Raw genomic sequence first — 19,166 nt, forward strand, 5'->3', positions numbered from 1 at the left:
CTCGTCCGCTCAGGACAGCCGACTCAACCAGGATGTCGTATCGCCTACCCATGTCGTTAAGTAACTCTGGCTTGGGTGCCAAGTAATACTATTTCACTTTATTAGGACTTACGCACCAGTAACAGAAAAATGAACCGCCTAAGAGTTGTGAAGCGCTCTCTTCGCTTTAGACGCTCTCGTACACGTTGGCGTAGCCTGCGCGCAAGCGCATAGGAATAAGAGTTTGAGAGGTTTTTGCGTCACTCCTGTTTATGTCTAACACATATCCGTCTGTCGCAATCCTATTTGAGTTGTGAGATGCCAGCCCTTGAGATCCCCGACTTCTTTCTCGAAGTGGGGGATCTCGCCTTTAAGAATCATTTAGAACTGCTATATTGCCCCTTTTTAATCGGATTGGGGGAATCGTAAATGTGGCATCAAAACAGTGAATTGGTAGTGAGCAACAATTCAATTTCTTGGCGGTTACAGCTGAGGGTTACTGGCTGAAGAAGCTCTACAGGGTTGTCCAGCCGAGTCAACAAAGTAGCAATTTCCAGCTCCAAAATTACTACTTACAGGAGCCTGAGAATTTTCAGGGGCTTGAATGCATAATTTACCGAGATCCACAGTTCTCCCATCTTCAGTTTGTAGATAGCAAACCGGAATATCTATATTTGAAGCTGGCACGACTGGATAGGGAGAATCTGCCTGTAAAGGGAGGCTAAAAGCTATACCAGGAAACAATGAAATGAGAGCAGTAGATACGGTAGCTGTTAAACGAAAGTATCTAAACATTGGCTTTTCTTAAGTTTTAATGGTTGATTTGATGGGTGAAATCTTAGATTAAAAACGGCTAAAAAACTTTGGTCAATGGGAAATTGGAAATCACTCATTACTGTTGCCAATATTTCATAATTCAATTTAGATCGCCATACCTACTTAGCGGGATAAATGTCAATTTTTTAGAGAACGGATTCGGCAAGCGATGCAATAGGAGTGCTTGCTCCTATTGCATCGCTTTATAGCCGAATCAACCCGGTTTGCATCAAAGCTTGGGTGGTGATGCCTACACCCAAAAGGGCAATGACTAATGCACTCACCGCAGGCAAAATCCTCACAATCCGCATCTGAATCGGTAGCCGATCGAAGAAGCGCTTGCTGTAAACAAGTAGCAATCCCAACCCAGTTAGCACCCCTGCGAGTCCTAAACTAAATGTCAACACCAGCATCAGTCCAAAGCCGATCCGTCCCAGTGCGATCGCGCTTAGCAGCAAAACCAAGGCTGAAGGACACGGCACCAAACCGCCTGAAATACCTAGGGCAAGCAGGTTACGCCAGGTAACGGGCGATCCATCCGCACCTGGGGGTAAGTGCGAGTGGTTGTGGTGAGAATGTTCGCCGTGGTGATGAGGTTCGTGAGGGTGATGGTGGTGATGAGGTTCGTGGTGATGAGAATCGTCGTGGTGATGATCGTGGTGATGAGGTTCGTGGCTGTGATGACGGTGGGAATGGCTCTGGGAAGCTGAAAAGCTAAGATGCTGATGTGCCGTCGCTGATTTGCCGCTTTTATGACTCCGCAGGCGGTTGATGAACAAGTTGAGACCGATCGCCACCACCATCAAACCGGAGAGGACACTAAGCCAGGGATATAACTGATCGGGTAGGATGTACTGTGAGGCGAACAGAGCGATCGCACCCAAGGCAAACACTCCGGTAGTATGGGCGATTGTCGTTGCTAACCCTAAAAATAGGGCGTGTTTCGGGGTAGCATGAGAACCCACCAAGTAGGCTCCCACAATCGTCTTGCCGTGACCGGGAGAGAGGGCGTGCATGGCACCCCACGCAAACGAGCCAGCGATCGCAATCAGCAAGCTTCCTCCGTTAAGCCACGCCAAACCAGGCGGCATTAATGAAAATGTCTGGTTTGTGGGGCTGAAGATAAAGTTTTGCACCTGTCCGGAATGCAGAATCGTTGCAAGGCAAGTGGCAGTTGGCACTCCAGGCAGAAATAGATTGTAGTGGATCTGGAGTCCTTGAACCGGCTGAGACCAGTTGTAGGTGAGCTGTAAGCTGCTGTGGGTGCCCGTAGTAACTTTCAAGTTTGGCGGTAGGGCGCTGGTCTCGGATGCATTAATGGTTAGGGTAGCTTTTTGCTTCTGGTTATCGCTGAGGCGGATGCGATCGCTTAAGAATGTCTGCAACTGAGTTTGATGAGTGCGGACTTCATCGGGTGACACCTGACTATCCTGGTTGTCATCGGCAAATGCCATCAACCCTGTGGGAAAGGTGAGTGTCATTTGAGTTTCAGTCTCGCCCACCATAATCTCAGCTACTGATAAATCAGCCCAGTGAGAGTAACTGGGGGTAGCAGCAGCGAACCAAAGTAATATCGCTCCCAAAAACGACAGCAGGCTCAGCGTGCCGTATCGACGCCACTTTGCGTTCATTGATTCACCTCGGTTGCAGAATTTGAGTTAAGTCTTTGCGATCGCTGTGTCTGTTCGTCAAAAGTCGGGTCGATTTCTTCAGCTTTTTGGAAATAAGCGATCGCTTGGGAATTATTCCCCAATGCCTGCTCAATCGTGCCTGCGCGAGCAAAAATTCCCGCATCACGAGTGCCTCGCCCTAGCGCTTCGGCAACGACCTGTTGAGCTTCCCGCCAGCGTTCCGAACGGCAAAGCGCCCAAGCTAGAGTATCCAGTGTCTCGGCATCGCGGCGGATAGCGACTTCTGCCTGCATTAGGGAAAGCGCTTCGGGCAAGTCCTCGGAACGCCCCCGTTCCAGTAACAGGCGTGCCAGTTCGCGCCGGTGCCCAAAAGAAGTGATATTTTGATGCTGGCGGATTAACGCTTCGGCTTTGCCCCATAACTCCTGAGCGCCTGACTCGTCGCCCTGCAAATGCTTCACCCGTGCCATGCCCTGCAAGGCAACGTGATCGAATACATTCTGGTAGGTTGGGGAAACGAAGACCTGGGAGTAATGACGCTCCGCTGCTCGATACTGTCCGAGTCGAGTCTCTAATTCTGCCAGATTGACTAAAGCCAAGGGATATCGCGGCAGGATGCGTAAAACTTCCTGGTAAAGTTCTTTGGCAAGTTGATGGTTGCCTCGCTGGAAGTAAAACCGACCCAGCAACGTCCGCGTCCAAGCAGAACTACCTGTCTCGCCCGGTTCTTCAGCAGCTAGAGCTTGCTGGAAATCTTGAATAGCTGCTGCATCTTGACCTTGTGCAACTTTTACCAAAGCCCTAAGTGTCAAGGAGCCTAACGTGGGAATTTTATCTACTAAAGCATTCGCGACACGGTTGGCTTCATCCACCTTGCCCATTGCCAAGTTTGATGTAACCAGCAGCGAGAGTGCATCTTCATTTCCAGACTCGGTTTGCAGTACCTGTTTTGCCAAGCGAATCGCTTCTGTGAAGTCATGTTTCGCTTCCGCAATCCGAGCCAGCACCAAAATAGCACCTTGATTATCAAAGGATAAATTAGCGAGCGATCGCTTTGCCGACTGCTCCGCCATAAGATACCAATTAGCATCCCCCGTCGCCCGCGCCATCTTCAAATAGGCTTTGGCTAAGGAGGTTCGATCCAGTCCGTCCCCTGGATTTCGCCGAATCCGTTCCTGATAGAAAGCAATTTCCCGTCCCAAAGCAGTGGTGATATTGTCTGAGGGTGATTGGGAAAAGGGATAACGATAAGGAGCGTCGAGTTCAGCACTGGGATTCCACAAACGCCAGCCTCCCAAAACTCCGGCAATCGGTAGCGCCACTAAGAACGGTATCCACCAACGCTTCAGCACAAGACGCCCACTCAACCCACCTTTCAAGATTTCAGATTTGTAATACTCAGCACGTTTCATGCTTCTGTCTCTAAGCTCGGTTAACCTCTCCCCCAACCCATCCCTTAGTAGGGGACGGGTTTTCAGTGATTCCCCCTCCCCCGTAAAAAAGATTGATTGGGCTTCCCTCTCCTCTTGGGAGAGGGTTAGGGAGAGGTGAGAAGGAGGTTAGATTTTCATCACTGATAATGTACGCAGTTCATCGCTCCTGACCTAGTTGGGTAAAGCCAAATAGGGGAATGCGGGTTGTAACGGCTTGTGTCCTTGTGCTGGATTACCAGGTGCGCCGTCGTAGGACACGTTATCACTCGTAACCTTCCCCTCGGTGACGACACTTAAGGTGATGTCGATGACATCATCTTTTATCAAGCGACCCCGAATCGGGCTACCTTTGGCATTCAGGGCGTTGGCGTATCCGCTGGGTCCCCTAGTGTCGATTCGCATCACGTCTGGCAGAAAGGCACCCAACAAGGCGTTCGCTCGTTGCTCGGTATTCCCAAAAGCTAACAGCGTCTTTTTCGCTTCCCCGACGATTGGCCCTGCGATATTCGCAGCCGGTTGTTGACCCGCCAAAGCAGCAGCTTCAAAACCAGGACTGACGGTGTTTAGGGCGTTCAGGAAGTCGTTTGTGACGACTAGACCCTCGTTGATCGCCGGTCGAGCTAGTCGCTCAAACTGAGTAAATTTGCCGTTTGCTCCGGGCACTGAAATTGTTTCCCAGACATCAAAAGTCGTTGCGGAGGTCGAGCCTTGTAAGAATTTAATCGGTACTCGGACTGCGATCGCGTTGACGTTGTATCCTTTGGTAAAATCAACAGCCTGTTCGGGTGGACGGAACCCAGAAACTGCGGGACCGATGCCAAGAAAAGCAGCGCGAACCCGGAAATATTGCTCAACGTCGAAGAAGAATGGATCTTCCCGCAGTCCCGCAAATACGGCTAAGTTAGCGCCACCGCCGGATACCTGATTAACGATTGGCGGCGCACTGGGGTTGGGATTCAGCGGGGTGGTGCGGAGGTTCTTGGTTTGGAGAACAATTGCACCGTCCCGGATGGCGGTCATCGTAATGGTTTGTTGGCGATTCGCATCCGGTGGGCTAAAGGTGAATTGCAGAACCACGTCTTCCTTACCCGTGGGAGTGGCGTCATTATTCCCCACCCGCGACACTTTGAACTCGTACTTGGCTCTGGTACTAAAGTAATACTGCTGACGCGCTAGCGATCGCGGGTTCGTATTCATAATCAAGACCAGATCGTTTTGAGATGCATTCGAGTTCTGCTCTTTTTCCCGGAATACAAACAGGTCGGTTAAATTAAGGTTGCGTCCCTTGGCATCTACCTCACCATCATCATGGTCAGAAGCTTTGAGATAGAGAGGTGTCATCCCAGCGATCAAAGCTAATCCTAAAACAAGTACGCCCAAACCGATTGGGTTTCTTAAACCAAAGCGACGCGAAGGTTTTTTAGGGGAAGTTGCAATTTTGTTGAGAGGAGCCGCAGTTTCTTTCACAGGAACACAAGTTTTTTGCTTCATTTCAGTTTTTCCTAAAGATGTATCCATTCAGTCACTTATTGGTGCGGAATGGGAATGTTTATCTTCTTTTGAATCGCTAGGCTTAAAAGAAGTACGGCTCAGAGCTAGTTATGGATTCTTCCGAAAGTTAAAAATCAATCTTTAACTTGTTTTGGCAATTATATTACCACTAGATTTTCGCTCTTTCCCTAACCTCTGCATTGAGGAAATCGCAATTATCAAAAATACAGTGATAAAACAAATTCCTGTTGGTTTATTGGCGTCCCACCAACAAAGGCACGATTGCACCTTTCCTCAATAACCAACCATAAAATGCTGGGAACTCAGCTAGTGATTTTTTGTTTTCTTCTATTCTTTTTTAGATGAGAAACTGCGCCTAAAGTACCCAAAGCTAAAATGCCTAATGTTCCAGAGGGTTCGGGAATGCTTGCCGTGCTACTTTCAGCACTAGTTGTAACTCCGGTTAGTGCGATCGCGTATCTTCCACTGGTAGCGCTCGTACCTGTAAAGCCGCTCAAGGAAAGGTTTCCGCCCGAACCCATCGGTTCTAGAGTTCCATCCGCTCCAGCCGAGAAAATTTTCCCAGATGCACTTACAGGATCGTAACCAGAGCTAGCAATCGCTAAATAGTAAATACCAGATTGAGTGGGAGAAAAACCACCAGAGGATAAAACTGATTGTGAATTTAAGCCAGGGATATCGTCATTCCCATAAATGCCCTTACCAGCCGCATCAAACAAGAATAACTGCGGGTCTTCAAGCAGCTCGGTCGGGGTACCTAAAACATTATCAACTGGGAGTCCTACCAGCGTATCCAGGCTAATTGTTGTCGCCGAGAATGTCTGTCCTCCGGTCAGAAAAATTTGGAATAAGTCAGCATCATTATCAGAAAGTGTCCCAGTAATAAACTCTAGTATTTGCGACCCTGATGGGATAATTTTTGCTGTATTTAGAGTCTTCCCAGCATCACTTTTCTCTGTGAATGTGGCAGCTTGGGCATGAGCTGATGATAACCCTATAACCAGTACCGATATGGCGGTTATCTGCGCTAGTTTTTTCATTGGCGGCTTCTACCTCAGTGGAATCGGAAGGATTCCCTTTTTGATTTCTTGACTAAAAAAGATACGGCGATGGATTGGTTATGGATTGTTTTACAGCTCAATATATGTCTCAAGATAGAGAATGAAACTAGAAGCGCGAGTCAAAGAAAAGCAAAATCCAGCAGGCATTTCTTGTTCTTGGTTCTGAAAAACGCCTTGGATATTTCTGTTGAGCCTGTAACTTGACTCATCTGTAAATTTGCTTTAAAAATCTATCTCGTGATAGATACAAACAAATAATTGGGTAGCAAGATTAGTGAAAAATGGGGAACACATTTGCCTAACTCAAGAGAAAGCGATCGCAAGTGCAACACTCATATCACCCGGCGTTGCATAACACCAATCGGGCGATCGCCCCTGCTATCAGAGAGTCGTGGGATGTCAGATGGATAATTGTTACAGTGGTTAAAATCTGGTGTAACTATCGTCGCGTACTCTCACTTTGTCCCCTAAAAAATCCCGCAATCAATTCCAAATCAGGCAAAAGACGCATCCCCTCAAGCGTCTGATTGACTATGGACGCAACTATCGCGTTCAAATTTGGCAGGCAACAGTTTGCTCAATTCTCAATAAAATCTTTGACTTAGCCCCACCCGCCTTGATCGGTGCAGCGGTGGATGTGGTGGTGAAGCAACAAGACTCAGCGATCGCTCAATTTGGCGTCAAAGATGTTTTTTGGCAACTCCTGATCCTAAGCTTCCTCAGCTTCATTATCTGGGGGCTGGAATCTATCTTTGAGTACGCCTATGCCCTGCTTTGGCGCAATCTCGCCCAGAATATTGAACACGACTTGCGCCTCGATGCCTACAGCCATATCCAAGAGCTGGAACTGGCTTATTTTGAAGAGCGCAGCACTGGCGGTTTGATGTCTATCCTAAATGACGATATCAATCAGCTGGAACGCTTTTTGGATCGAGGCGCGAATGAAATCCTCCAAGTAGCGACAACGGTTGTAATTATTGGCGGTGCCTTCTTTATTCTGGCTCCCAGCGTGGCTTGGATGGCGATGCTGCCAATGCCGTTTGTGCTGTGGGGTTCGATTGTCTTTCAGCATCGCCTTGCCCCCCGCTATGCTGAGATTCGGGAAAAAGTCAGTCTGCTCAACAGTCGCCTCTCGAATAATTTGAGCGGAATGACGACGATTAAAAGCTTTGTCACGGAAGACTATGAAGCGAGCAGGATGGCAGTCGAAAGTGAGGCTTATCGACAAAGTAACCGGAGAGCGATCGCGCTTTCATCCGCTTTTGTCCCCTTGATTCGCATCATTATTTTAGTCGGATTCACGGCAACACTGTTAATCGGCGGGATGGACGCAGCTGCTGGCAGATTGTCTGTGGGTACTTACAGTGTATTGGTATTCCTAACCCAGCGGTTGCTCTGGCCTTTGACGAGATTGGGAGAAACGCTCGATCAATATCAACGGGCAATGGCTTCTACAAATCGGGTGATGAATCTGTTGGATACACCGATTGCGATTCATTCGGGACACATTTCCTTACCCGTCGCTTCAGTGCGGGGTGAAATGGAATTAAAAAATGTGACTTTTGCCTACAACGGGCGAAATCCAGTCATTCAAAATCTCTCTTTACATATTCCCGCAGGTAAAACAATCGCCATTGTCGGTTCTACTGGATCGGGGAAGAGTACCTTAGTGAAACTGTTACTGAGGTTGTACGAAATTCAGTCGGGAACGGTGACATTGGATGGGATTGAATTACGCGATTTGAAATTAAGAGATTTGCGTTCCTGTATTGGTTTAGTCAGTCAGGATGTCTTCTTATTTCACGGCACGGTGAAAGAAAATATCGCCTACGGCAGTCCTGATGCAACTGAAGCTGAGGTAATCGAAGCGGCTAAAATTGCCGAGGCTCAAGACTTTATCTTGCAACTTCCCCAAGGTTACGACACAATTGTAGGTGAGCGGGGACAAAAGTTGTCAGGTGGGCAAAGACAGCGGATAGCGATCGCGCGTGCCGTTTTGAAAGATCCGCCGATTCTGATTCTGGATGAAGCCACCTCCGCCGTAGACAATGAGACAGAAGCAGCCATTCAGCGATCGCTAGAACGAATTACCGTCAATCGCACCACGATAGCGATCGCTCATCGCCTCTCCACCGTCCGGAATGCTGATTGTATCTATGTGATGGAACAAGGCTTCTTAGTAGAGCAAGGACGACACGAACAACTATTAGAAGACCAAGGAATTTATGCCAGCCTTTGGAAAGTGCAGACAGGCATCAAAAACGGCAAAAATTAGCAATTAGATTTAAAATAAATGGCACTAAATTAAGCTGTCTGCTGGGTTTCACTATCGTTCAACCCAACGCTCTACAGCGGTTGCTAAACATCCAAAACTCGGATGAGCCGCCGGTGCTAATTAAACCTAGCACCGAGACTTTTTAGGTTTCTGCGCTGCTGCTCCGTTAACCCAATTCCTTTTCCAAAATGGCAATCTTCTACCACCGCACCTGACCATATTGTCTCATTAAGAGTTGCACCCCTCAAATCCGCATTTCTCAAATCTGCTCCAGTGAAATTGGCAAATAAAAGGTCGGCTTCTAATAAACTGCTTCCCCTCAAATTTGCCCCCGATAAATCACCCCGGATAAAGTTAACGCCATCTAACTTCAAGTTAGATAAATCCGCTCCCCTAAGATTCGGGAATTTCACGCGACTTGTATCTCTAAAAAAATGCATTACGCAAGCTACATTTGCTTCTGTTAATGGCATTTTAGTTAAAAAATCAGCATAACGCGCTATCCCCAAGTCTTTGAGACTCTGCAAACGTTTTTGGGGATTTTGTGCCAGAAATTGAGTGCAAATAAAAAGAAGGTCTTGCGTTGGGGAGTTTAGCATGACTGTCCAGCATGGCTTCAGATAAAGGAATCTTAAAATTAAACATCTCTGACTTTAGGCAGACAGTTCCACTAACTTTAGGATGATTCCAGAAAAGAAATTTTCCTTCTCACGGTATAAGATGCTGCGGATTCCTCGTGCAAAAATTAGAAATATGAACACACTTGAACGTCTCGAAAATCTCAACCACATCCGCAGACTTAGCCGCCTGATGGATAATGCAATCCGAATCCCAGGCATCGGCTTTCGTATCGGTTTAGACCCAATTATTGGTCTGATTCCAGGTGCCGGAGATATCATCAGCACCGGGTTTTCGGCTTACATCATCTATTTAGCCGCCCGCTTCGGCTTACCGCGTGAAATCCTACAAAAGATGATATTTAATATTGCCTTAGAAGCCACAGTCGGCTCGGTGCCTTTGGTGGGAGACTTGTTCGATGCATACTACAAGTCAAATATCCGTAACTTGGCGCTTTTAGAGCAACATCTTCAGGTAGCTGAACCCGAACTGAATGAAGTTACCCCTCTTCAGACTGTAACGAGCATCAATTGATAGTAACGAAGCCGGAAGGAAGCGCTTCCTTCCGGCTAAAAAGCCATTTAGACTATCGTTCAATCTTGACAGAAAGAATTTTGTCTCCCTGACGAATCGCATTGACTACATTCATGTCTTCAGTTTTACCAAAAACTGTGTGTTGTCCGTCTAAATGGGGTTGAGGAGCGTGACAGATAAAGAATTGACTTCCACCCGTATTGCGCCCCGCATGAGCCATTGATAAACTTCCTGCCTGATGCTTATTGGGGTTAATTTCACAGTTGATTTTGTACCCTGGACCACCTGTTCCCGTTCCCTGCGGACAGCCGCCCTGAATCATAAAGTTAGGGATGACTCGGTGGAAATTAAGACCGTCGTAAAACCCTTTTTCAGATAAGTCAACAAAATTTTTCACCGTGTTCGGTGCATCTTTGTCAAACAGCTCCAAATTGATTGTGCCTTTGTCGGTTTCCATAATCGCGCGAGTCATAGTTTCTCCTTTTCTAATCCCTTCGGATGATTGATTGATGTGGCTAGGAATATGCCACAAACAAACTATAGTAGAACAAAAACACTCTATCTTTACTTTATCTAATTTTAAAACTGTAATCCTTTGACGCTGCTACAGATTTACTGTTCTGACGCATCTAGCTCGAAGCATATAGCACAAGTGGTACGCTCTATGCGAGCGTCACCTAGCCATCAAAAGCTTTTGTATAATAAGTTTATTTATCACCTGCTTAGGTAGCTTAGGGTCATGGTAGGCACTGGAACCAAGCTCACACTACAAGACTTTCTGGCTTTGCCAGAAGGGGATGTAATCTATGAATTTATAGATGGTCAGGTAGTGCCTAAAGTGTCTCCAAAATACTTTCATTCAACTGTACAGTTTGCTTTGATGGTTCTGATTCGTGCCTGGTGCAAAGGGCGTGGACGAGTTGTTCAAGAGTGGGCGGTGCTGTTGAAACGGAATGGTCAGGATTGGGCACCTGTACCTGATGTAACGTACATCTCTTATGAACGGCTACCCGCTAGTTGGAAGCGTAACGAAGCCTGTCCTGTGGCTCCTGAACTGGCAATTGAGATTATTTCCCCAGACCAAACTATAAAAGAATTTGAAGACAAGGCTAAGGACTACTTTGATACTGGTGTGTTACGAGTTTGGATTGTAGATCCTGAAGCCATAAGTATTAGAGTTTTTTCTCCAGATAAAACAAGTCAACTCTACACTGATAGCGCACCAATTATAGATTCATTATTTCCTGGATTGGAAATCACACCAAAACAGGTTTTTGAAGAAGCAGAAGTACTTTAATTTTAAGTGGCGATCGCTAAACTAAGAAATATTGCTTATTTCGGGCTTTGTCACCAGTTTTTTAAATAGAGCTGAAGCTGCCTCAATACTTTGGTTATCCTCTAAAAATCTGAAAGCAGAAGCAGCTAAATAAGACGGATTTTGCTCAAAAGCAATCCAACGCCGTCGCAAAGCCTCAGCCGCCGCGCCAGTCGTATTCGATCCAGCAAAAATATCGAGGACTGTATCTCCTGGATCGGTGAGGAAGTTAATAAAAAACCTCGGCAGTTTTTGCGGAAACCGCGCCGGATGTGCAGCAATTCCAACGGCTTTGCAAAGTTGAATGTATCGAGAATTGCTTTCACTATTAGGAATTTGCAACAAGTTGGAGGGAATGGCACCGCCGTTATTAGTAGCAAAACCCGATCCAATATCGTGACCTGAAGGACGTGCTTTGGGTTTATAGTATTTTTCAGGATTCTCGTGTAGCTTTTTCATTCGTTCCGAATAAGGAACCAGTACGTTACTCACATTCGCTTTAGGATAGTCAGTTTTTGACAACCACCAGACAGTATTGACAGAATCCTTCGCGCGGATCTTACGTTTATTCACCCATTCAATCGGCGAAGGTAACTTAGAAGGGTTGTGCCAAAAAAACTCCTCAGCTAAGCGAAAATCTAGCTGATCGCAGAGTTTAATTAAAATCCGGTAATTGTAGAGCGATCGCACTGGACGTTTACTTTGATAAGCACCACCTAGATCGATGACAAAACTTCCCTGCGGTGATAATACGCGATGCACTTTTCGACAGAAGGGAAATAGCCAATCGATATAGGCTTCTTGCTCAACATTTCCATAACTCTTTTCGCGTAGCAAAGCAAATGGAGGAGAGGTCATTACTAGATCGATTGAGTCAGATTCAAGGCAGTCTAGCAATTCAAGCGAATCACCAATATAGGCAGCGCCGTAATTTGTAGCGTACAAAGGTTTCTTTAGATTCATCGCTGCCATTTTTCACGAATACTTTCAAAACAAATTGTATAATTAAGTCAATTATCAGCAAATACAAGCTCTTTATAGCTTGTATTACGTTATAAATAACATAGGCGTAAAGTAAGAGGTCACAATATGAACAGAGATAATCCAAAAAAGGGAAATAATCAGGAGAAAAATATTGCCTCTCCTTCACCTAGCGAACCAAAACAGGTTCCTCACACGATTGATATAGATGGGAAGCGTCCAATCGCGCCAGATAATATTCAGATTGAAGACACTCTTGACGTAGATGGACGCCGACCGATTACCTCTAGTAATCTTCAGTTTGAGGAAACTCTTGACGTAGATGGACACCGACCGATTGACCCAAGCGATATTCAGGTTCGTGAAACCGTGGACATTGATGGAAAGCGCCCAATTACTTCAAATGATTTTCAAGTTCAGGGCACTGTTGACGTAGATGGGCACCGTCCAATTGGCTCTAGCAATCTTCACATTGATGAGACAATGCATATAGCTGGAAATCGCCCAGTTGCTTCAAATAATCCGGACGATCTTGACATTACAAACGATTACATGGATTAGCCTTTATAGGCTTCTTTTTACCTGTTTTATCTAGGATGCCGCATTAAAAGCCATCTGCCAGAAATCCTGCTCTAATTCAGCCACCTTTAAAAAAGCTTCTTCGGCTTGATGCTGAACGGTTGCTGATGCAGTTTGCAGCGCTTCATCTGCTTGCTGTTCCAAGAGTTTTACATATTCCGTAAAACCTGGATTTCCCCAGCGGTCGGCAAACTCAGCATAGGGATCTGGCATGACTCCTGGTAATTGCCAACCTTGATTGTAAGCAAGCTCAATTGCCCACAGTGCAGTCGCTTGCACTGGGTGTGGCATTGTCGAAAGACTGTGCATATAGTCACAGTATTCTGTGCAAGTGGATTGTTTTTGGGTATTGAGATTCAATTGTCGCTCAGATGCTTTTGCTTTGAACCAGTTGAGTTCATCTTTCAGCGCGACTAATCCGCCCAAAAGTACATCAAAATGATGAGAAGGCGCGATCGCTAATAGCCTAGCCACCATCCGTGTGAACTCTACAACAAAGAGATAATCTTGTACCAGCCAGGTGTTAAATTGCTGGGGCTGAATGGTTCCTAATTTGCATTGCACCAGGAAAGGATGCACCGTTGCTTCGTGCCAGACTTGAGTATGTTTTTGAAGAAGTTGTTGACAGCTTAAGGTCATCTCTATTTTAGATTGTAGATTAGCAGTTTATTGAAAAATTGAGTATTAATACTTAAGTTTAGTGAGTTTTAGCGATCGCCTTCTTGTTTAATTTCTTAACTTTAGGCTGAGCTAATTTTCAGACTTTAGAGAGAGTTATTCTCTAAAGTTTTTTACTCACACTGAGTATAGAGCGTTAGGATACAACGTTACAAAAGTATAAACAAAAGTGTACTCAGAACGCAACCTCTCATAGAGGCAGTCTTTCGACTTTGAAGGCGTAAATACCATGTTTCAAAGTGTAAAAATGATGCTGGATTTGTCCAGCACAGAATTTTATCTTGCCAAAATTCCAGTTACTCAGACTGGAACTCAAGCCGCGAATACTCCCATACAAGAGGCAACACTTGTCTTTTCAAGTCCACAGTTTTTTGTTGCCTTGACCGCCGGAGTATTGATGGCATTTGCTTTCCAATTTTTGTTAACTAATTTTTCTATTGCTGCCGGAATTTCATCCGCAGAGAATCCCTTAGATGGCGATGATGATGATGCAGAAACTTGGGGAGAAAAAGTTCGCAGCATTGAATCTAAGGTAGGAATTTGGACATTATTGACCGTCAATATTGCCCTATTTATTGCTTGTTTTCTGGCGGTGAAGCTGACTCTGATTAACAGCGTCACTTTGGGTGCAATAACTGGCGTCGTAATTTGGTCAGCTTATTTTTTGCTGCTCCTTTGGGTAAGTTCTACGGCGGTGGGTTCCTTAATTGGTTCAGTCGTGAACACTGCGGGTTCAGGGATGCAAGGGGTGATGGCTACAGCCAGCACTGCGCTTGGTGGGAGTGCGATAAATAGGCAGATTGTTTCTACTGCTGAAGCATCCGCCGCCGCCGTTCGCCGGGAATTGAGTTCGTCTCTCGATCCGGATAGCTTGCGAGAAACAATTAAGGATTACTTTACAGATTTGCAACTGCCAAAGCTAGACATCAATAAGGTTCGCAGCGACTTAGAAAAGTTACTTAGCGATGTTGATGTGAAATCTATTGCGGGGAATGACGTTTTACGCAATGTCAATCGCCAGACTTTTGTGGATTTAGTGAGTAGCCGCAGTGATTTCTCTAAGCAGGATGTTAATCGGATTGCGGAGCAATTGGAAGTTGTTTGGCAGAAGGTATTAGGTCAACAACAGGGAACAGAAAAACCAACGGAAACAGATCCGCAGGTTGAATTACTCAACTTTCTGAAACAAGCCGCTCCAGAGGAGTTGAAATCTAATGAGCTTTCTGCCAAGCTTTCTCAACTTGTTGGAGTTGGACAAGGCAAATCAGAGCGCAGTCATGGCAATGGCTTGATGGAACACTCCATGCAGTTGGGTGTAACTGCGTTACTGGGAGAAGTCATGAAGCGAACGGATCTCTCCGATTTAGATGTGGAAAAAATTTCCAGCCAGTTGCAACATTTGAAAGAGCAAGCAACTGAACAAGCTAAAACGGTTGGGACAAAAGTTGCCGATAAGGTGCCTGCGCCATCTTTTAGCACGATTAAGGCGGATGTAGAAAACTACTTGCTAAATTCCAAACCTTGGCACCTGAACCGAGAAACGATTAAGCAGGAATTTAGAGAAGTTATTTACGATTCGGATGCAGCTCCTGGAAAAGTTCGGCAGCAGATAGAGCAATTGAATCGGGACTATTTTGTGAGGGTGCTGGAAGCACGGGGTACTTTCACCTCCGAGCAAGTCGCGGATATTGCCGAGCAGATGGATAGTATTCGGCAAGAAGTTTTTGAAACTGTCCAGGGTGCGGAATCTCAAGAACAGTCGCAAGACCTTCGCGATCGCGTCGAACATTATCTGCACTCGACGGGGAAGGAAGAACTAAACCCAGAAGGCATTGAGCGCGATTTCAAAGCACTTCTAGAAGATCCGGATGCTGGAATTGATGCTTTAAGCGATCGCTTATCGCAATTTGACCGCGATACTTTAGTACAACTCCTCTCTCAACGGGAAGACTTGAGTCAAGAGGAAGCCGATCAACTCATCGGTCAGTTGGAAAGTACGCGCGATCGCGTCTTGTCTCAAGCTCAAGAATTGCAAGATCGCGCTAAATCTGAAGCCGAAGGACTGTGGCAAAGGGTAGAATCCTATCTGCGCGAGACTCACAAAGAAGAACTGAATCCTGAAGACATCAAGCGAGAGTTGCAAACGCTTCTCAATGACCCTCAGGCAGGACTTGCCGCACTCCGGACGCGACTTTCTCACTTTGACCGCGATACGCTGGTGCAATTGCTCAAGGGACGCGGCGATCTGGGCGAAGAACAGATCGATGGCACAATCCATCAGATCGAATCGGTGCGAGAGACTATTCTGCACGCACCGCAACAATTAGCCGGTCAAGCGAAGGATCGCTACGACCAAGTGACGAACCAGATTGCTGAGTATCTGCAAAACACCAACCTGGAAGAACTCGATCCGCAAGGCATCCAGCAGGATTTGGCAAAACTCCTGAATGACCCGAAAGAGGGAAGTTTGGCCCTGAGAGAACGGCTGTCTCACGTCGATCGGGAAACCTTGGTGAAGCTGCTGAGTCAACGAGAAGACTTAAGCGAAGAGCAAGTCAATCGGGCAATCGATCGGGTGCAAGAGGCGATTCACAGCATTGTCAAAGCCCCGCGCCGCTTGGCAACCCGTGCCAGAGACACGGTTCGGAATTTCCAAACCGATTTGGAAGATTACCTGCGGAACACTGACAAAGAAGAACTCAACCCGGAAAGCATCAAACGAGAGTTGCAATTAATGCTGAGCGATCCACAAGCCGGGTGGAAGAATATTCGCGATCGCTTCTCTCATTTCGACCGTTCTACCTTTGTTGCACTCCTATCGCAACGGGAGGATATTTCCGAGGAAGAAGCCAACCGGATTGTCGATCAAATCGAATCGGTTCGCCATCAGTTTGTCGAACAAGCGCAGAATGCCCAGCATAAAGTGCAATCGGTGCTTGACGGAGTTTTTGGCAAAATTCGCAATTACTTCAACTCCCTGGAGCGTCCAGAACTCAATTACGAGGGTATTAAGCGCGACTTCCGGAAACTCTTTGACGATCCGCAAGCTGGATTTGACGCGATGCGCGATCGCCTCTCGCAATTCGATCGGGACACTTTGGTGGCTCTGTTGAGTTCTCGCGAGGATATTTCCCAAGCGGATGCCAACCGACTCATCGACCAGATTGAAGGGGTGCGCGAGAGTACGATACACCGCGCTGAACGCTTCCAGCAGGAAACGAAACGACGCATCAAAGACCTCAAGCACAAAGCGAAGCAGCAAGCGGAGGAAACCCGAAAATCTGCTGCAACCGCTGCCTGGTGGCTCTTTGGAACCGCGCTAACTTCTGTCGCCACCGCAGCGATCGCTGGAGTCATCGCTGTATCTGGTTTCGCTTTCTTTAGCTAAAGCTTTAACGATTTCCAAGCAAGTTAAGCCTCCTTTTCAGGAGGCTTTTTCTTATATTTTGCATCCGGCTCAATACTTTCTCTGGAAAAGCTTGAGATTTCCCAAGTCATCGCCGCCGGTTTGTTCGATTGATCAAACCGAGAGCGGCTGCCAAAAGAGCTGAACCAATAATGGACCAAATAATTGGGAAGGATTTCCCTCCAATATTGAGGGCAAATATCACCGGAAGATTAAACTCTTTGGCTACCCACAATCCAATGTACGCACCGATAATCCCGACAATTATCGACAGTAGACAGCCCCCTGCCGAGTAACCCACTAACGCTTGCCCAGTGCCGCCGCAGAATGCAGCAATGACCAACAATACTAGAAACTCGATCGGCGTCATTGTTCCTCCAGTACCGGAGTGATGGAACTGCTAATAGGTTCGCACAACTGGGTGCTTTTTCAGGAAAGTTGTGAATTCAGAGCCATGAATGCGATCGCTCTCTAAAATCTCATTCATGGCTTGCTCCGACTCCAGCCAACCGGCAACTTCCAGATTTAAACTCAAGGGGAGCGCTTTTGTACCATAGATTTATTAGCCCATCCACTTGGATAACTTATAGTCATGGTAGGCACCGGAACCAAACTCACATTACAGGAATTTCTAGCTTTACCTGAAGGAGATGTAACCTATGAGTTTGTAGATGGTCAGGCAGTGCCTAAAGTGTCTCCTAAGCTTTTTCATTCTGTACTACAGTCAGCTTTGTGGGTTCTCATTGGTGCCTGGTGTAAAGGACGAGGACGAGTTGTTCAAGAATGGGCAGTGCTGTTGAAACGTCATGGTCAAGACTGGGCACCTATACCCGATTTGACTTACATTTCTTACCAACTCCTACCCGCCAGTTGGAAGCGGAACGAAGCTTGTCCTGTGCCTCCCGAACTGGTAATTGAGATTATTTCCCCAGACCAAACCCTGAAAGAATTTGAAAATAAAGCGAAAGACTACTTTGACGCTGGTATTTTAAGAGTCTGGGTTGTAGATCCTGAAGCGATGAATATCCGGGTATTTTTCCCAGATGGATCGAGTCAAGTCTACACAGCTACGATGCCCATTGTGGATACCCTGCTTCTAGGTTTGGAACTAACACCCAGACAGATTTTTGAACAAGCAGAACTGATTTAATGGTTCCACTGTTACAGATGCTATAGATGCGATCGCTCTCATGATGAATCACTACTTTGCCACAGTTGCCCGTGGTCTAGAACCTATTGCTGCTGCTGAACTGGAACGTTTAGGGGCAAAGGAAGTCCGTCCTGATTTCACTGGAGTGCATTTTGTTGGCGATAAAGCAATGCTATACCGGGTGAATCTCTGGGCAAGGACAATTTTTCGAGTCCTAGTCCCCATCCATGAATTTGCCTGCTATGACGCCCAGATGCTCTACCGGGAGGTGCAAAAAATCTCCTGGCTTGACTATCTACATCCCAACAACACCCTAGCTGTGGACTGTACAGGAGGCAATCAAAAACTTAACCACACCCACTTCACGGCTTTACAAGTTAAAAACGCCATCGTAGACCAACAGCGTGACAAATCAGGTCACAGGTCTAGCGTTGATACCGAAAATCCAGATGTGCGGATTAATGTCCACATCCATCAAGACCGTTGTATTTTAAGTTTAGACAGTTCGGGTACCAGTCTCCACCGCCGGGGATATCGACCCGCAATGGGGCTGGCTCCGCTTAAGGAGACTCTAGCGGCTGCTATCCTCGACATGGCAGAGTGGGATGCGAATCTTCCCTTTTTAGACCCGCTCTGTGGCTCTGGAACTCTCCCCTTAGAAGCGGCTTTAAAAGCTTTGAATATTGCCCCCGGATTGTTTCGGGAAAAGTTTGGCTTTTTCAGCTGGCTGGACTTTGACGAACAGCTGTGGGACGAGATATGGGCGGAAGCCGAAAACAGCGAAATCTCAGACTTAAAAGCACCAATTTGGGGGAGCGACAAAGACCCTGATATCCTAAGCCAAGCTCACACGAATGCCCAACGGTGCGGCATTGCAGATAAGCTAACGTTTACGCAAACCGAATTATCCCAATTGGAAGCACCCGCAGACAGCGGCGTTCTCATCTGTAATCCCCCCTACGGAGAACGTCTGGGAGATGAGAGAGAATTGGGCGAACTCTACAAAATGCTCGGTGATGTTTTCAAACAACGCTTCAAAGGTTGGACTGCCTTTGTTTTGACCGGAAACAAAGAGTTATCAAAAAGAGTAGGACTCAAAACATCTCGTCGCATTCCTGTTTATAACGGTTCTTTAGCGTGTACCTTGCTCAAGTACGAATTGTATTAGAAATTAAAGCCAGCGGAAGAATCGAAAGCA

17 protein-coding genes are annotated in these 19,166 nt (G+C 46.6%); 7 read left to right on the forward strand and 10 right to left on the reverse strand.

Going from position 1 to position 19,166, the window contains the following annotated elements; all coding sequences use genetic code 11:
- Nucleotides 1-998: 998 nt before the first annotated feature.
- From NC996_RS25275 to NC996_RS25290, 4 genes are all read right to left on the reverse strand, one after another.
- On the reverse strand, nt 999-2,426 hold the full coding sequence (locus tag NC996_RS25275; protein ID WP_190684367.1) for a sulfite exporter TauE/SafE family protein: 1,428 nt from the start codon (nt 2,424-2,426) through the stop codon (nt 999-1,001).
- Nucleotides 2,423-3,838 (reverse strand): tetratricopeptide repeat protein, encoded by a 1,416-nt coding sequence (locus NC996_RS25280; RefSeq protein WP_190684370.1) that lies wholly within the window; start codon nt 3,836-3,838, stop codon nt 2,423-2,425. The genes NC996_RS25275 and NC996_RS25280 overlap by 4 nt, the downstream gene beginning before the upstream one ends.
- Nucleotides 3,839-4,030: 192 nt before the next feature.
- Nucleotides 4,031-5,350 carry a DUF4331 domain-containing protein gene (locus tag NC996_RS25285; protein WP_190684373.1) on the reverse strand — a complete coding sequence of 440 codons (1,320 nt, stop codon included), beginning with the start codon at nt 5,348-5,350 and terminating at the stop codon, nt 4,031-4,033.
- 323 nt (nt 5,351-5,673) lie between these two features.
- Complete coding sequence (locus tag NC996_RS25290) at nt 5,674-6,411, reverse strand: DVUA0089 family protein (protein WP_190684376.1); 738 nt, start codon at nt 6,409-6,411, stop codon at nt 5,674-5,676.
- A 481-nt stretch (nt 6,412-6,892) separates the two neighbouring features.
- Between NC996_RS25290 and NC996_RS25295 the strand changes: the two genes are divergently transcribed.
- Nucleotides 6,893-8,707, forward strand: a complete 1,815-nt coding sequence (locus NC996_RS25295; protein WP_190684379.1) for an ABC transporter ATP-binding protein — start codon at nt 6,893-6,895, stop codon at nt 8,705-8,707.
- Nucleotides 8,708-8,823: 116 nt separating this feature from the next.
- On the opposite strand, the gene NC996_RS25300 is transcribed toward NC996_RS25295, so the two are convergent.
- Nucleotides 8,824-9,306 (reverse strand): pentapeptide repeat-containing protein, encoded by a 483-nt coding sequence (locus NC996_RS25300; RefSeq protein WP_190411716.1) that lies wholly within the window; start codon nt 9,304-9,306, stop codon nt 8,824-8,826.
- Between the two features lie 154 nt (nt 9,307-9,460).
- Here NC996_RS25300 and NC996_RS25305 point away from each other — a divergent pair, with 154 nt between their 5' ends.
- On the forward strand, nt 9,461-9,859 hold the full coding sequence (locus tag NC996_RS25305) for a DUF4112 domain-containing protein (RefSeq protein ID WP_190411506.1): 399 nt from the start codon (nt 9,461-9,463) through the stop codon (nt 9,857-9,859).
- A 52-nt stretch (nt 9,860-9,911) separates the two neighbouring features.
- On the opposite strand, the gene NC996_RS25310 is transcribed toward NC996_RS25305, so the two are convergent.
- Nucleotides 9,912-10,331, reverse strand: a complete 420-nt coding sequence (locus NC996_RS25310) for a peptidylprolyl isomerase (protein WP_190411505.1) — start codon at nt 10,329-10,331, stop codon at nt 9,912-9,914.
- 267 nt (nt 10,332-10,598) lie between these two features.
- On the opposite strand from NC996_RS25310, the gene NC996_RS25315 reads away from it, so the two are divergent.
- Nucleotides 10,599-11,156: a Uma2 family endonuclease gene (locus tag NC996_RS25315; protein ID WP_190411504.1), complete on the forward strand. Its 558-nt coding sequence runs from the start codon at nt 10,599-10,601 to the stop codon at nt 11,154-11,156.
- A 21-nt stretch (nt 11,157-11,177) separates the two neighbouring features.
- On the opposite strand, the gene NC996_RS25320 is transcribed toward NC996_RS25315, so the two are convergent.
- Complete coding sequence (locus NC996_RS25320) at nt 11,178-12,137, reverse strand: site-specific DNA-methyltransferase (protein WP_190684382.1); 960 nt, start codon at nt 12,135-12,137, stop codon at nt 11,178-11,180.
- A gap of 126 nt (nt 12,138-12,263) precedes the next feature.
- On the opposite strand from NC996_RS25320, the gene NC996_RS25325 reads away from it, so the two are divergent.
- Nucleotides 12,264-12,716, forward strand: coding sequence for a hypothetical protein (locus tag NC996_RS25325; protein WP_190684385.1), 453 nt, complete (start codon nt 12,264-12,266; stop codon nt 12,714-12,716).
- Between the two features lie 30 nt (nt 12,717-12,746).
- Here NC996_RS25325 and NC996_RS25330 read toward each other — a convergent pair whose 3' ends face one another.
- Nucleotides 12,747-13,373, reverse strand: a complete 627-nt coding sequence (locus NC996_RS25330) for a TenA family transcriptional regulator (RefSeq protein WP_190684388.1) — start codon at nt 13,371-13,373, stop codon at nt 12,747-12,749.
- A 268-nt stretch (nt 13,374-13,641) separates the two neighbouring features.
- Here NC996_RS25330 and NC996_RS25335 point away from each other — a divergent pair, with 268 nt between their 5' ends.
- A complete protein-coding gene (locus NC996_RS25335) occupies nt 13,642-16,800 on the forward strand; it encodes an MFS transporter (protein WP_190684392.1) in 3,159 nt (1,052 codons plus the stop codon).
- 106 nt (nt 16,801-16,906) lie between these two features.
- Here NC996_RS25335 and NC996_RS25340 read toward each other — a convergent pair whose 3' ends face one another.
- Both NC996_RS25340 and NC996_RS25345 read right to left on the reverse strand, forming a co-directional pair.
- Nucleotides 16,907-17,188, reverse strand: coding sequence for a hypothetical protein (locus tag NC996_RS25340; RefSeq protein WP_190429356.1), 282 nt, complete (start codon nt 17,186-17,188; stop codon nt 16,907-16,909).
- Nucleotides 17,189-17,218: 30 nt separating this feature from the next.
- Complete coding sequence (locus tag NC996_RS25345; RefSeq protein WP_277879731.1) at nt 17,219-17,353, reverse strand: hypothetical protein; 135 nt, start codon at nt 17,351-17,353, stop codon at nt 17,219-17,221.
- A gap of 57 nt (nt 17,354-17,410) precedes the next feature.
- Between NC996_RS25345 and NC996_RS25350 the strand changes: the two genes are divergently transcribed.
- Nucleotides 17,411-17,968, forward strand: a complete 558-nt coding sequence (locus NC996_RS25350) for a Uma2 family endonuclease (RefSeq protein WP_190429355.1) — start codon at nt 17,411-17,413, stop codon at nt 17,966-17,968.
- A 43-nt stretch (nt 17,969-18,011) separates the two neighbouring features.
- Nucleotides 18,012-19,136: a THUMP domain-containing protein gene (locus NC996_RS25355; RefSeq protein WP_190684410.1), complete on the forward strand. Its 1,125-nt coding sequence runs from the start codon at nt 18,012-18,014 to the stop codon at nt 19,134-19,136.
- Nucleotides 19,137-19,166: the final 30 nt, after the last annotated feature.

The organism is Trichocoleus sp. ST-U2 (assembly GCF_039961875.1).
Taxonomy (GTDB): Bacteria; Cyanobacteriota; Cyanobacteriia; order Cyanobacteriales; family FACHB-T130; genus FACHB-T130.